The 14617-nt window shown below is 66.0% G+C and carries 11 protein-coding genes; 10 read left to right on the top strand and 1 reads right to left on the bottom strand.

The features are described from left to right. The first annotated feature begins 226 nt into the window (after positions 1–226). The 10 genes from AC5Y30_RS02725 to AC5Y30_RS02680 are packed head-to-tail and all read left to right on the top strand — an operon-like array spanning position 227 to position 10794. Complete coding sequence (locus AC5Y30_RS02725) at positions 227–1069, top strand: MlaE family ABC transporter permease (protein WP_499916073.1); 843 nt, start codon at positions 227–229, stop codon at positions 1067–1069. Position 1070: 1 nt separating this feature from the next. Beyond that, positions 1071–1934, top strand: coding sequence for an ABC transporter permease (locus AC5Y30_RS02720; RefSeq protein WP_499916071.1), 864 nt, complete (start codon positions 1071–1073; stop codon positions 1932–1934). Between the two features lie 11 nt (positions 1935–1945). Beyond that, on the top strand, positions 1946–3514 hold the full coding sequence (locus AC5Y30_RS02715; protein WP_499916070.1) for an MlaD family protein: 1569 nt from the start codon (positions 1946–1948) through the stop codon (positions 3512–3514). Next, on the top strand, positions 3511–4566 hold the full coding sequence (locus AC5Y30_RS02710) for an MlaD family protein (protein ID WP_499916068.1): 1056 nt from the start codon (positions 3511–3513) through the stop codon (positions 4564–4566). The genes AC5Y30_RS02715 and AC5Y30_RS02710 overlap by 4 nt, the downstream gene beginning before the upstream one ends. Next, entirely contained in the window at positions 4559–5614 is a 1056-nt protein-coding gene (locus tag AC5Y30_RS02705) for an MCE family protein (protein WP_499916066.1), read from the top strand. Before AC5Y30_RS02710 ends, AC5Y30_RS02705 begins: the two co-directional genes overlap by 8 nt. Continuing rightward, entirely contained in the window at positions 5611–6726 is a 1116-nt protein-coding gene (locus AC5Y30_RS02700) for an MCE family protein (protein WP_499916065.1), read from the top strand. The genes AC5Y30_RS02705 and AC5Y30_RS02700 overlap by 4 nt, the downstream gene beginning before the upstream one ends. Further along, positions 6723–7952: an MlaD family protein gene (locus AC5Y30_RS02695; RefSeq protein WP_499916063.1), complete on the top strand. Its 1230-nt coding sequence runs from the start codon at positions 6723–6725 to the stop codon at positions 7950–7952. The genes AC5Y30_RS02700 and AC5Y30_RS02695 overlap by 4 nt, the downstream gene beginning before the upstream one ends. Continuing rightward, positions 7949–9208, top strand: a complete 1260-nt coding sequence (locus AC5Y30_RS02690) for an MlaD family protein (RefSeq protein ID WP_499916061.1) — start codon at positions 7949–7951, stop codon at positions 9206–9208. Before AC5Y30_RS02695 ends, AC5Y30_RS02690 begins: the two co-directional genes overlap by 4 nt. Positions 9209–9234: 26 nt before the next feature. Further along, on the top strand, positions 9235–10008 hold the full coding sequence (locus tag AC5Y30_RS02685; protein ID WP_499916059.1) for an Rv1363c family protein: 774 nt from the start codon (positions 9235–9237) through the stop codon (positions 10006–10008). Positions 10009–10026: 18 nt separating this feature from the next. Continuing rightward, positions 10027–10794 (top strand): mannan-binding family protein, encoded by a 768-nt coding sequence (locus AC5Y30_RS02680; RefSeq protein ID WP_499916057.1) that lies wholly within the window; start codon positions 10027–10029, stop codon positions 10792–10794. Between the two features lie 39 nt (positions 10795–10833). Here the strand turns inward: AC5Y30_RS02680 and metH are convergent, their stop codons facing one another. Then, positions 10834–14607 (bottom strand): methionine synthase, encoded by a 3774-nt coding sequence (gene metH / locus AC5Y30_RS02675; RefSeq protein ID WP_499916055.1) that lies wholly within the window; start codon positions 14605–14607, stop codon positions 10834–10836. Between the last annotated feature and the right edge of the window lie 10 nt (positions 14608–14617).

Below are 14617 nucleotides of genomic sequence, written 5' to 3'. Positions count from 1 at the left end.
TGAAAGTCCCTATCAAGTAAGCTAGTGTGATGCGGCACACACTTATGAGCTGCGGAGTTCCGGCGCTTATTGACATTATTTTAATAAGGATAGCGCCGACGGTGAGCCTCGGCCTCCGTTCGGCACTCACGGCATAGGGGTTGGGGAAGAGCGCCGATGAAGGCGGTAGCCGGTACGCGATGGCCTGCGCAATGGGTTTGCTAGACGCACCGCGGGTCGCGCCGCTATGACGACGACACAACTCGATGGCGTTACCGCCATCCGGGACTGGTCCGTCGGATACGTCAGACGTCACCCGGTCGCCTCGCTGACGACGGTAGGCGAACAGTTCGTTCTCGGTGTGCGAACGGTTCAATATTTCTTCTACGACCTGCTGACCGGGCGATTTCAGTGGCAGGAGTTCGTCCGGCAGGGCGCGTTCATGGCGGGCACCGCCGTGTTGCCGACGATCCTGGTGTCGCTGCCGATCAGCGTCACACTCTCGATCCAGTTCGCGTTGCTGGCCGGCCAGGTCGGTGCCACGTCGCTGGCCGGGGCGGCCAGCGGGCTCGCGGTTATCCGGCAGGGGGCATCGCTGGTGGCCGCGGTCCTCATGGCGTCGGCGGTCGGGTCGGCGATCACCGCCGACCTGGGTTCGCGGACGATGCGCGAAGAGACCGACGCAATGGAGGTGATGGGCGTCTCGGTGATCCGTCGCTTGGTTGTCCCCCGCTTCGCCGCGGCGGTGATGATCGGGGTGGCCCTCACCGGCGTCGTGTGCTTCGCCGGATTCTTCGCGAGCTACATGTTCAACGTGTACTTCCAGAACGGGGCGCCGGGCAGCTTCGTGTCGACGTTCGCGTCGTTCGCCACGACCGGCGACATGATCTTGGCGCTGATCAAAGCCATCGTGTTCGGCGCGATCGTAGCCATCGTGTCGAGCCAGAAAGGCCTGTCCACCAAGGGCGGGCCGACCGGTGTCGCGAACTCCGTGAATGCCGCTGTGGTCGAGGCGATCCTGTTGTTGATGATCGTCAACGTCGCCATCAGCCAGCTCTACATCATGTTGTCACCCAGGACGGGACTGTGACGTGACGGCCTCCGCTTATCAGCCCTTCGCACCGATCTCGATGCCGCTCGCCCGGCTCTACCGCCGGGGCAAGGTGCCGATCATCCGGCTCGGCCATCTGCTGGTCTTCTTCGTCCGGGCGCTGGTCGCCGTTCCCCTCGCTTTGCGCCAGTACAGCGCCGAATTCCTGCGGCTGCTGTCGAACATCACCTGGGGCAACGGCTCGATCGTGGTCGGCGGGGGCACCGCCGGTGTGGCCGTCGTGCTGGGCATGACCGTTGGCGCCCTCGTCGGCATCGAGGGCTACAACTTCCTGGACCTGCTCGGGCTCGGGCCCGCCACCGGGTTCGTCTCGTCGTTGGTCAACACCCGCGAGCTGGCTCCCCTGATGGCCTCGCTCGCGTTCGCCATGCAGGGTGGCTGCCGCTTCACCGCGCAGTTGGGATCCATGCGCATCGCCGAGGAGATCGACGCGATGGAATCGATCGCCATCCGCCCGATCCCCTACCTGGTCACCACCCGGCTGATCGCTTCGGTGGTGGCGATCGTCCCGCTGTACGCAGCATGCCTGGCGATCGGATACCTGAGCACACAGATCGTGGTGGAAATCGGCAGCGGCGGCTCGACCGGTTCCTACCTGCACTACTTCACGCTGATGTTGGCGGGCCAGGACATCGTCTATTCGTTGATCAAGGCCGTCGTCTTCGTGTGGATCGCGTCCACGATCCAGTGCTACTACGGGTACTACGCCAGCGGCGGGCCCGAGGGCGTCGGGGTCGCCGCGGGCCACGGTATGCGGGCCAGCATCACCGTGGTGATCATCGTGAACATGCTGCTCACCATGGCGCTGTGGGGCGTCGACTCCGGCGCAAGGTTCGGTGGCTAGGTCGGTGGAACATGCCCAATTCCTTTGAGCTGGACGGTCGCGGCCCCTCGGACCGGCAGCTGTTCGGCATCGGCATTGCGCTGATGGTGGTCAGCGCCCTGGTCACCACCGCGATGTTGGTCAAATCCACTGGCAGACTCAACGATTACGTCCGGGTGGTAGCCGATCTGGTCAACGTGGGCGATGGCCTCCCGCAGAAGTCCGACGTCAAGTACCACGGCGTGCTCGTCGGAATGGTCAACGGCGTCGTCCCAGCGGCGCACGGCAAGCCCAACTACGTCCACATCGACCTCAAAGAGGAGTACGCCAAGTCGATTCCGGCCAGCGTGACCGCACGCGTGGTGCCCAGCAACGTTTTCGCCGTATCGTCGGTCCAGTTGGTGGGGAACGGCCCCGGCGTGAAAATCCGCCCCGGCGACCACATCCCGGAGGACAAGCGGCTGCCGACCGTTCTGTTCCAGACGACCGTCAGCAAGCTGCGTGACCTGCTCGCCGCCGCGGGGCGCGGCCGCGACGACCGGTCGGTCGGGATCCTGGCCGCACTGGGTGCCGCCACCGACCACCGCCGCGTCACCCTGCTGAACGCCGGTGCGCAACTGAATCGCGCTCTCGACCAACTCAATTCGATTGTCAGCACCGACAACGGACCCTCGACGGTGTCGGCGCTGCTCGACGCGACCACCGGGCTCGCGCAGACCGCACCCGATCTCCTCGATGCGTTGCATCAGGCCGTCGAGCCGATGCGGACCTTCGCCGAAACCCGCGGGCAGTTGGCCTCGCTGCTGTCGGGCGCCGAATACACCGTCGGCACGACGCGCCAATCCTTCGACAACCACATCGATCAGCTGATCAAGATCACCGCCGATTTCACACCGGTGCTCGGCATCTTGGCGCAGAAGTCGAACAACTTCGTGCCCGCCGTCACCAAGCTGGACAATTTGGCCAACCAGTTCATGGAACAGGTGTGGAACCCGCGCACGAACCTGGGCAACATGCGAGCGATGCTGACCTTCACGCCCAGTTCCACCTACACGCGCGCCGACTGTCCCCACTACGGGGAGCTCAAGGGACCCAGCTGCTTTACCGCACCGCTGATTCCGGTGCGCCCCGATTTGCCCGAGGTACTGCTGCCGCAGAACTATCACCCGCCCAAGGATCTGGCCCCGCCGCCCGGCACCGTGATCGGCCCGGACGGAAACCTGGTCGCGGTGGGACCGCCGTTGATCAACCCCACTCCCAACTTGACCGATCCCAATCCGCCGCTGGCCCCAGGGATTACGCCGTCGCCACCGGTGCCCGGCAGCGCGAATCCCGACAATCCCAAGCCCGGGGCGCCGGCGACACCACAAGAGCACCAGCCGTGGGTCGCGCCGGTGGCACCCAAGGCGCCCTGGATTCCGCAATCGTCTTTCAAGGCCTCCTTCGGGGGCAACGTGGGACCCGTTGGGAGTCAGTACGAACGAAACATGCTCGGGGTCATCACCGGCGCCCCCGCGACCGAAGCCACCGAGCTGCTGCTGGGTCCGGTCGCCCGCGGAACGACGGTGTCGCTGACGCGTCCGCCTGGGGAGGGCAAATGAAATTTCGGGGCCCGCTCATCGCGCTGACTCTGTTCATGATCGTCTCGTTGACGCTGACCTGGCTGGTGTATGTGAGCCTGCGGCGTGACGTGGCCGGAAACACCGCCAGCTATTCGGCGGTGTTCACCGACGTGTACGGGCTTCGCGAAGGCGACGACGTCCGCATGGCCGGCGTTCGGGTGGGCCGCGTCGAAAAGGTCGAGCTCGACGGAAAACTGGCGAAGGTCTCGTTCGTCGTCCAGTCCGAGCAGCGGCTGTTCGGAAACACGCTCGCGTCGGTGACCTATCAGAATATCGTCGGGCAGCGCTACCTCGGACTGTCCATCGGCAGGGAAGGCAGTCCGCAGCTGCTCCCCCCCGGCAGCACGATCCCGCTGGAACGCACCGAACCGTCTTTCGACGTGACCACCCTGCTCAACGGCTACGAACCGTTGTTCAGCCTGCTGAACCCGCATGACGCCGACAACCTCACCAAGGGCATCATCTCCTCGCTGCAGGGCGACACGTCATCGCTCACCACACTGGTCGGCCAGACCTCCACGCTCACAGAGACTTTCGCGGGCCGCGATCAGGCGCTCGGCAGCGTGATCACCAATCTCAATAAGGTGGTGGGCAACCTCGCTGAGCAGAACGACAATCTCGACGGGGTCATCACGCAGACCCGCAGCGTCGTCGGCGATCTCGACCGGCGGCGTCCGGACCTGGTCACCTCGGTCGGTTCGCTGGCCCGGGTGACCGACCGGCTGTCGGCCTCGGCGACGGACGTCTATCCGGCGCTGCGTGAATTCATCGATCGTCAGCCCGGTGTCACCAAACACATCATGGACGTCGAGCCGCAGGTTGCGTTCTTCGGCGACAACATTCCGCTGCTGTTGAAAGGCCTTACCCGGGTGGGCAATCAGGGCGCCTACGGCAATGCATACGTGTGCGACGTGAACTTCATGGGGTTCTTCCCGGGACTCAACGATGTGGTGCCGATCATCATCAATGCCGCCACGCCGGGAAACCGGGCCTGGCACACCCCGAGGTGCAGGAGCACGGTCGATGGCTGACGCGTCGGTACGGCAACGGCTTTCGGGGATGAAGAAGCGTCCGCTGGAAAGCTACAACAAGACCTGGCTCGGGTTCATCGCCGTCGCGGTGGTCGCGGTGGTGATTGCGGTCATGCTGCTGGTGCATGCGATCGGCGCAGGCTATCGGCATTACACCGCGGAATTCCTGCAGGCGGCCTCGCTGCGGGTGGGTAATCCGATCGTGGTCGCCGGGATCCCGGTGGGCAACGTCACCAGCATGAAACTCGTCGGCGACCACGTCGAGGCGGGTCTGAAGGTCCGGGACGACATCAAGCTGGGCAAGGACTCCCGAGCGCAGATCAGGGTGACCACCATCCTGGGTTCGCGCTACCTCGCGCTGGACCCGAACGGCCCGGCACGCCTGCCCCACGACACCTTCGACCTGGCGCACACCGAGGTGCCCTACGACCTGCAGGCCGCGTTGCAGGACGCCACCACCACCTTCGAGCAGGTGGACTCCGACAGGTTCGCGCAGTCGCTGGCGGTGCTGGGCAAGCAGCTGGAGGGCTTGCCGGCCGTTGTGCCGCAAGCGATCACGAACATCAACACACTGTCATCGATCATCGCGGTACGACGCGACCAGCTGGGACAGCTGCTCCGCAGCACCGAGCAGGTGACCAACACGCTGCGGCGCCAGCAAGCCGGCATCGGCGCCCTGGTCGACCAGGGGCAAGACCTATTGGGCCAATTCGTCGCGCGGCGCGCCGTTTTCCACGCGATGATGCAGTCCTTGTCCAACCTGGTCGACACCATGAACGAGGTCGTGGTCAACGATCGCTCGGGGCTGGACGCGCTGATCAAGGACATGCGCGACTTCACCAACCTGATGTCCCAACACGACGACCTGCTGCACAGCATGCTGCAGACCAGCCCGATCTTCTTCCGCGAGGCCGCGAACCTCACCGGCGACGGCAACGCGATCAACTTCAACGCCCCCAACGTCCCGCTGATCGACTCCTGGATGTGCGCAATCAGCGGCCGCGCCAAGCAGTTCGGCATGATCCAGTACTTCAAGGACTGCAAGTGAGGGGGCTTGGCGCCAGGGCGCTGGCCATCGTCGCCGCGGTCGCTGTCATCGCCGCCGCGGTCGGCATCGGCTGGTGGGCCCTGAGTTCCGACGCGGACACGATCACCCTGACCGCCCAATTCGACAGCGCCTCGGGCCTTTACGAGGGCAACGAGGTCGCGGTGTTGGGGATGCCGGTGGGGAAGATCACCAAGATCAACGCCAAGGGCGGCTACGTCGAAGTCGAGTTCACCGTCGACCGGCACGTCAAAGTGCCCGCCACCGCGCAGGCCGTCACGGTGTCGACCTCCATCCTCACCGACCGGCAGATCGAGCTCACGCCGCCCTATCACGGCGGACCGGCGCTGGAGAACCACGACACCATCGGGCTGCCCCGGACCAAGACGCCGGTCGAATTCAGCAGTGTCCTCAACGTTTTGGACAAGGTGACCAAGTCGCTCGAGGGTGACGGCCACGGTGGCGGACCGATCGCCGACGTGCTGGGCGGCGGCGCCCAGGTGGTCAACGGCAACGGCGAGAAGATCAAGGCGGCCCTCGGTGAGCTGTCCAAGGCGCTGCGGCTGTCCAGCGACGGTGGCGCGGCGACCCGCGAACAGATCACCACGATCGTCAAAAACATCAGCACGCTGTTCGAGGCCGTCGCGGCCAATGACACGAAGTTGCGCGAATTCGCCTCCACCATCCACCAAGTCAGTCAGATCATGGCCGACGAGGACCTTGGCAGCGGCAGTACCGGACACAAACTCGACCAGCTGATCCAGCGGGCCGGCGACCTGCTCGACGAAAACCGGGACAGCGTCAAGCAGACCGTGCTGCACGGCAATGACGCGCTGCAGACGGTGACCGACCAGCGGCGCGGCCTGGCCGAGCTGCTGGATCTTGCTCCCCTGGTGGCGGACAACGCCTACAACATGATCGACCGGGCCAACGGCAGCGTGCGGGCCCGATTCCTCACGGATCGCTTGCTCTTCGACAGCCAGTACACCAAAGAGATCTGCAACCTGATGGGCCTTCGTCAACTGGGCTGCAGCACCGGGACCATCCAGGACTTCGGCCCCGATTTCGGGCTGACCTATGTGCTCGACGGCATGGCCGCCATGGGGCAGAAATGACGACGGGCGCGCGCGGCATATCGACTGCGGTGGCCGCGGCGATCGTCACAGCGGGTTGCGCCACGAACGGCCTTGCCAGCCTGCCCCTTCCGGCCCCGGGGCTGGGCTCGGGAGGCTATTCGCTGAACGCGGTCTTCTCCAACGCGCTGAACCTGCCGATGAACGCCAAGGTCAAGCTCGCCGGCGCAGACGTCGGGCAGCTCGAATCGATGGTCGCACGCAACTACACCGCGGTCACCCGGCTGCGCATCCGCGACGGCGTGCAACTGCCGCGGGGAAGCATCGCCGAATTACGCACCGCGACACCGCTTGGCGACGTGTTCGTCGCTCTCAAGCCACCGGCCGACGATCCCGCGGACACACCGCCGCTGCGCGACGGCGACACCATCGGCCTGGATTCGACCGCGGCCGCCGCGACCGTCGAGTCGGTGCTGAGCTCGGCCGCGATTCTGGTGAACGGCGGGGCGGTTCGCAATTTCACCAACATCATCAACGGTTTCGGCAAGGCGACCGGCGACCAGGGCCAGGCGTTCGGAGACATGATCCGCAAGTCCAACGAGCTACTCGGAACGTTGGATGCCCGGTCCGACCAGCTCTCGCACGCGCTGACCCAATTGTCAACGCTGGCAGACCAACTCGACAACAAGAATCGGGCCATCAGCGACCTGATGACGGCCGCTCAACCGGCTACTTCGGCCCTGGCCGACAACACCAGTCAGCTCTCGAATCTGGCCGTACAGGTCGGTGACACCTCCCGGTTGCTGGCCAGGTTCCCGTCGATCGGCGGCACCGACACCAGCGGCCGCAGCGTCATCCGCGACCTGAACACCATCGCCGGGGCCGCCAACGACGTCGCCATGAGCCCGGATACCAGCTGGCTGTCGATCAACCGGCTGATCCCCGCCTTGGTCAAATCGACTGCGGGGAACTCGATTTCGGTGAACGTCGGCGTGGACAAGATCATGCTCGGGTCGCTGCCCGATATCGGATTCCCCGGTGACATCGGGCTGCACGGACCGCACCACTACAACGTGAACCTGCTCGTCGGCACCCTCAAGTACACCCTGTGGCGCCTGCAGGAACGCGTGGTCGGCCGGGGGCCCAATTCGCCGCAGGTTCCGGTCATCCCCGACCCGAACATCCCGGGCCAGATCGACGTCGCCCCCGGGCCACCGCCGGCTCCGCCCTCAGCGCCTGTCGGACCGCAGCCAGGACCGCAGCCGTGATGCGCGCCGTCGCCAACTCCGCCAATGTCGTCGTCCGCGCGGTGCGCACGGGCCACCGGCAACAGGTTTGGCTCTCGGTGGCCGGCTTGGTGCTCATCCTGATCGTGGCGACCGCCTATCTGCTGATCGGCGCGCTGCGCGTGAAGCCCTTCGCCTCTTCCTACCGGGTCACCGTGCAATTGACGGAGTCGGGCGGCCTGTTGCCCAATCAGGACGTCGCGCTGCGCGGCGTGCGCATCGGCCGCATCGAGTCGCTGCAGATCACCGACGACGGGGTGAACGCGGTCGCCAGTATCACGTCGAACGTGCGGATACCGGCGAACAGCGTCGCGCGCGTATCGGCGCTCTCGCCGGCAGGTGAGCAGTTCATCAACTTCGAAGCCGCAAACGATGCCGGGCCGTATCTGCACGACGGCAGCCGCATCGCCCTGGACCACACGACCGTCCCGGTCAGCCTGGCGCAGTTGCTCGGTGACGCCGACGGGATGCTGGCCCAGGTCGACCCGCACAAGATCGAGCTGATCAAGAAGGAATTGAGCCTGAGCAAGGAGGGCCCGGCGAAGCTGACCGCCATCGTCGACGGCGGCACGTTCCTGCTTTCGACGCTGGATTCGGTGCTGCCCCAGACCACCAGCATCATCAAGACCAGCCGCGTCGTTCTCACCCCGGCCAGCGACAAGAACACCGGATTGGGCGCCACCGCAACCGAACTCAACCAAACGCTGACCGGCGTGGCCCGAATGCAGGCCGGCTACCGCCGGTTGACTCAGCAGACGCCGCGCGCCCTTTCGGCGGTCGACAATCTGTTCTCGGACAACTCCGACACCATGGTGCAGTTGCTGGGCAGCATGGCGACCATGTCGCACCTGTTCTATCTGCGGGTGCCGGCGCTCAACGCGCTGTTTCCCGACTACCGCGGGTCGGTATTGGACGCGGTGACAAGCGCCTTTCACGACGGCGGCGTCTGGGCGACGGCCGACCTCTATCCCCGCTACGTCTGCGACTACGGGACGCCGTCACACGCGCCGTCCGCCGCCGACTACTACGAGCCGTTCATGTACACCTACTGCCGCGATGATGACCCGGCGGTCTCGATCCGCGGCGCCAAAAACGCGCCACGCCCCGGGGGCGACGACACCGCCGGTCCCCCGCCGGGGGCGAACCTGGGCCAGCGAACCGATCCGACGCCGCGGGGCCGCTACACCATTCCCACCCCCTACGGCGGCCCACAGCTGCCGATCGAACCGCCGCACTGAGCATTGAACCCATCGACCTTTAGGAGATGATCGTGGTCGTGACCACCAAGAGGAATCCGAAAGCCGAAACCGAATCGGGCGCCGATGCGCCCGAAGTCGCAGAAGTCGAGCAGGCGCGCGCCGACGAATCCGCCGCGGCGCCCGAGGATTCGGCCGACGAGGCAACCACGGATGAGGCAACCACGGACGAGGCAACCACGGACGAGGCAACCACGGACGAGGCAACCACGGACGAGGCCGACGAGGAGGCCGAGGACGAGGAGGACGAAGAAGGCGGGCTCCTCAAGCGCAAGAGCCGCACCGCGGGGCGCGCCAAGCGCCCCTGGCGCCGGTATCTGCGGCGCAGCGTGGTGCCGGCGTTACTGGTTGCCTCCCTTGCCGTTTCGGGCTATCTCGGGTGGCAGCAATGGCAGGACCACCAGGTGAAGGCGGCGGGTGAACAGGCCCGACAGGCGGCCATCGCCTACGCGCAGGTGCTGACGAGCATCGACTCGAACAAGGTCGACGAGAACTTCAAGCAGGTGCTCGACGGCGCGACCGGCGAATTCAAGGACATGTACACCCAGTCCAGCGTCAAACTCCGGCAGCTGTTGATCGACAACAAGGCGACCGCCCACGGAGTGGTGGTGGACTCGGCGATTCAGTCCGAATCCACCGACAGGGTCGTCGTGCTGCTCTTCATCGACCAGACCGTCACCAACACGGCCGCACCAGACCCGCGCATCGACCGCAGCAGGATCAAGATGACCATGGAGAAGGTCGACGGTCGTTGGCGGGCAAGCAAAGTCCAACTTCTCTGAGCCGAGCGGAGCCCTCTCATGCTCAAGCGCCTGTCAGCGGCCGTCGTATTGGCCGCGGCCGCAACCATTCCCGGCACTGCCACCACGCACGCGTCCGCGCCGTCCTTCTGCGGCGAGCTCGGCGGCAGTTGGGACGGCCAGTACTGCCACACCGCGGTGACCTCGGAACGCAACGCCGTGCGCGACATCAAGGTCGCCGTGCCCGACGATCTGGTCGACAATCCGACCACCGGTCCGGTGATCCGGGACTATCTGCGCACGCTGGTCAACAACTGGAAGACCGCCAACGGCAGCATGGCCGCCGACAGCTACGGCGAGGAGAACTTCGAAGTCTTCCGGCACGGCAACCTGCTCAGCGCCGTGTTCCACGAGGACTACCACGCCGACGGACCCAAACCCAACAACGCCTATCGGACCTTCACCTTCGACATGGCGGCGGGCAGACGGGTGCAGCTCGCCGATCTGACGACGTCGAATCCGCTGACCGCCATCCCGCCGCTGGCTGCGCCATTCATCGACACCGCGCTCAATCAGGCTCCGCCACCGCACGATCCGGGCACCTACCCGTTCATCCTCGACCGTTGGACCCCCGACAAGGTGTACTCGGGCGCGTACAAGGCGTGGGCGCTGACGCCCGACGAGTTGATCATCTACATGCCCGACTATCCGGTCGGCCACGACGAGCCGATCAACTTCTCCCCCGGCCTGCCGCAGTGGTTCATGGACGGCGGCACCGTGCAGGCCCACATCCCGCTGTCGGCGCTGGGTTCGGTGATGCGCGTTTAGCACCGGGAAGGGGCCGGCGGACCTCGTAGCCGCCGAAACTCAGTCCTCCGGGTTGTAGCCGAGGTTGGGGGCGAGCCAGCGCTCGGCTTCGGCCAGAGTCCAGCCCTTGCGCTTGGCGTAGTCCGCGACCTGGTCCTGGGCCATCCGGCCGACCACGAAGTATTGCGACTGCGGGTGGGAGAAGTACCAGCCGCTGACGGCGGCGCCGGGCCACATCGCCATCGACTCGGTCAGCTCTATGCCGGTCCGCTCCGTGACGTCCAGCAACTTCCAGAGCGTCACCTTCTCGGTGTGCTCCGGGCAGGCCGGGTAGCCGGGGGCAGGGCGGATTCCCCGGTACTTCTCGTCGATGAGCGCCTCGTTGTCCAGCTGCTCGTCCGGCTGGAATCCCCAGAACTCCTTGCGAACCCGTTGGTGCAGCCGTTCCGCGAACGCCTCCGCCAGCCGGTCGGCGACCGACTCCAACAGGATCGCGCTGTAGTCGTCGAGGGCGGCCTTGAACTCCGCGATCTTCTCCTGGCTGCCGAGCCCGGCGGTGACGGCGAAGGCGCCCACGTAGTCGGCCAGACCGGTGTCCTTGGGCGCGACGTAGTCGCCAAGCGACCGGTTCGGGATGCCCTCCCGGTGCTCGCCCTGCTGGCGCAGGTTGTGCAGTGTGGTCAGCACTTCGGTGCGGGTGTCGTCGGTGTACACCTCGATGTCTTCGACACCGGAGCCGACCGCGTTCGCCGGGAAGAATCCGATCACCCCGTTGGCGGTCAGCCACTTCTCCTTGATCAGGGTGTCGAGCATCTGCTGGGCGTCGTCGTACAGCTTGCGGGCGGCCTCACCCGAGGACGGGTTGTTGAGGATGTCCGGGAACCGGCCCTTCATCTCCCAGGCGTTGAAGAACGGCTGCCAGTCGATGTACTCGCGCAACTCGGCGAGGTCGTAGTCCTGGAATTCCCGTACTCCCGCGCCGATAACGGGCACCGGCGGCGTGTACCCGTCCCACTCGATCGGCGTCCGGTTCGCGCGCGCCTTCTCCAGTGTCAGCATCGGCCGCTCGTTCTTTTGCGAGTGCCTCATCCGCAGGGATGCGTAGTCCTTCTCGGTGGCCTCCAGCAGGGCCGGCCGCTGCTTGTCGTCCAGCAGCGCGGCGGCGACCGGCACCGAGCGGGACGCGTCCTTGACCCAGACCACCGGACCGCTGCGCCGCGGCGAGATCTTCACGGCCGTGTGGGCGCGCGAGGTGGTCGCGCCCCCGATCAGCAGCGGGATCTCCAAGCCCTCGCGTTCCATCTCGACGGCGAAGTTGGCCATCTCGTCCAGGGACGGAGTGATCAGGCCGGACAGCCCGATGATGTCGGCGTCGTGCTCCTTCGCCGCGTCGAGGATCTTCTGGGCGGGCACCATCACGCCGAGGTCGATCACTTCGAAGTTGTTGCACTGCAACACGACTCCGACAATGTTCTTGCCGATGTCGTGGACGTCGCCCTTGACGGTCGCCATCACGATGGTGCCGTTGGTGTCCTTGGCGGCAGCGGTGCCGTTCTGCTCTTTCTCCGCCTCGATGAACGGCAGCAGGTACGCGACGGCTTTCTTCATCACCCGCGCCGACTTCACCACCTGGGGCAAGAACATCTTGCCGGAGCCGAACAGGTCGCCGACGACGTTCATGCCGTCCATCAGCGGGCCCTCGATCACCTCGATCGGGCGGCCACCCGCGGCGTCGATCTCGGCCCGCAACTCCTCGGTGTCGTCGTCGACGTGCGCGTCGATGCCCTTGACCAACGCGTGCGTGATCCGCTCCCGGACGGGCAGGCCGCGCCACTCGGCCGCCTTCGGGTCCTCACCCTTGTCCTTGCTGTTGAACCGCTCGGCGATCTCGAGCAGCCGCTCGGCCGCATCCTCGCGACGGTTCAGCACGACGTCCTCGATGCGGTCCCGCAATTCCGGATCGATCGAGTCGTAGGGCACCAGCGCGCCGGCGTTGACGATGCCCATGTCCAGGCCGGCCTTGATCGCATGGAACAGGAACACCGCGTGGATCGCCTCACGGACCGGGTTGTTGCCCCGGAACGAGAACGACACGTTCGAGATGCCGCCGGAGATGTGCACCCCCGGCAGGTTCTCCTTGATCCAGGCGCAGGCCTCGATGAAGTCGATCCCGTAGGTCGCGTGCTCCTCGATGCCGGTGGCCAGCGCGAAGCAGTTCGGGTCGAAGATGATGTCCTCGGGCGGAAAGCCCACCTCTTCGGTCAGGATCCGGTAGGCGCGCCCGCAGATCTGTTTGCGGCGCTCCAGGTTGTCGGCCTGCCCCTGCTCGTCGAAGGCCATCACGACGACGGCCGCGCCGTACTTGCGGCACAGCCGTGCCTCGCGGATGAACTTCTCCTCGCCCTCCTTCATGGAGATCGAGTTGACGATCGGCTTGCCCTGCACGTTCTTCAGGCCCGTCTCGATGACCTCCCACTTGGAGGAGTCGATCATCACCGGGACACGGCTGATGTCCGGCTCGGCCGCGATCAGCTTGGTGAACCGGTCCATCGCGGCGACGCCGTCGATCATGCCCTCGTCCATGTTGATGTCGATGACCTGCGCGCCGACCTCGACCTGCTGCAGGGCGACCGACAGCGCGGTGTCGTAGTCCTCGGCCTTGATCAGGTTGCGGAACCGGGCGGAGCCGGTGATGTTGGTGCGCTCACCGATGTTCACGAACAGGGAGTCGTCGTTGATGTTGAGCGGCTCCAGGCCCGAGAGCCGGGTGGCCACCTCGATCTCCGGCACCTCGCGCGGGGGTGTGCCCTCGACGACCTTGGCGATCTCGGCGATGTGCGGCGGCGCGGTTCCACAGCAACCGCCGACCAGGTTGACCAGGCCGGCCTCGGCGAAGTCGGCGATGTAGGAGGCCTGACGCTCCGGGGACTCGTCGTACTCGCCGAAGGCGTTGGGCAGGCCGGCGTTCGGGTAACAGGAGACGAAGGTGTCCGCGATCCGCGACACCTCGGCGATGTAGGGCCGCATCTCCGGCGCACCCAGGGCGCAGTTGAGGCCCACCGCGATCGGCTTGGCGTGCCTGATGGAGTTCCAGAACGCCTCGGTGACCTGACCGGACAACGTCCGCCCGGAGGCATCGGTGATGGTCCCCGAGATGATCAACGGCCAGCGGCGGCCGCGGTCCTCGAACAGCGTCTCGACGGCGAACACCGCCGCCTTGGCGTTCAGCGAGTCGAAAATCGTCTCGATGATGAGCAGGTCGGCGCCGCCGTCGACCAGGCCGTTGGCTGCTTCGAGGTAGGCGGCCACGAGCTGGTCATAGGAGACGTTGCGGGCCCCGGGGTCGTTGACGTCCGGCGAGATCGACGCGGTGCGCGTCGTCGGCCCGATGGCGCCCGCGACGTAGCGGGGCTTCTCCGGGGTGCTGAACTCGTCGGCGGCCTTGCGGGCCAGGGCGGCGCCGGCGTAGTTCAACTCGTAGGCCAGGTCGGCCATGTCGTAGTCGGAGAGCGAGATCGCGTTCGCGTTGAACGTGTTGGTCTCGAGGATGTCGGCGCCCGCGTCCAGGTACTCGCGGTGGATGCCCTCGATGATCTGCGGCTGCGTCAAGGTGAGCAGGTCGTTGTTGCCCTGCAGCGCCGTCGGCCACTCGGTGAACCGGTCGCCGCGGTAGCCGGCCTCGTCCGGCCGGTCCCGCTGGATCGCCGTGCCCATCGCGCCGTCGATCACCATGATCCGCTGGCGCAGAGCTGCCGTCAGCTCGTCGGTGCAGTCGGGGCGGATTTGTGGCTCGAAAATCTTCGACGCCGAGCTGTTCGACTCAGAGGCGTTCACGTACGTTCCT

The organism is Mycobacterium sp. NGS27, from assembly GCF_059813005.1.
The sequence above is the reverse complement of the archived record's forward strand: the minus strand, read 5'-3'. Positions and strand labels throughout refer to the sequence as shown.

What these genes read in the sequence shown, in the direction of transcription:
- AC5Y30_RS02725 (WP_499916073.1), top strand. Translation starts at nt 227, where the DNA reads ATGACGACGACACAACTCGATGGCGTTACCGCCATCCGGGACTGGTCC.
- AC5Y30_RS02715 (WP_499916070.1), top strand. Translation starts at nt 1,946, where the DNA reads ATGCCCAATTCCTTTGAGCTGGACGGTCGCGGCCCCTCGGACCGGCAG.
- AC5Y30_RS02710 (WP_499916068.1), top strand. Translation starts at nt 3,511, where the DNA reads ATGAAATTTCGGGGCCCGCTCATCGCGCTGACTCTGTTCATGATCGTC.
- AC5Y30_RS02705 (WP_499916066.1), top strand. Translation starts at nt 4,559, where the DNA reads ATGGCTGACGCGTCGGTACGGCAACGGCTTTCGGGGATGAAGAAGCGT.
- AC5Y30_RS02695 (WP_499916063.1), top strand. Translation starts at nt 6,723, where the DNA reads ATGACGACGGGCGCGCGCGGCATATCGACTGCGGTGGCCGCGGCGATC.
- AC5Y30_RS02685 (WP_499916059.1), top strand. Translation starts at nt 9,235, where the DNA reads ATGATCGTGGTCGTGACCACCAAGAGGAATCCGAAAGCCGAAACCGAA.
- AC5Y30_RS02680 (WP_499916057.1), top strand. Translation starts at nt 10,027, where the DNA reads ATGCTCAAGCGCCTGTCAGCGGCCGTCGTATTGGCCGCGGCCGCAACC.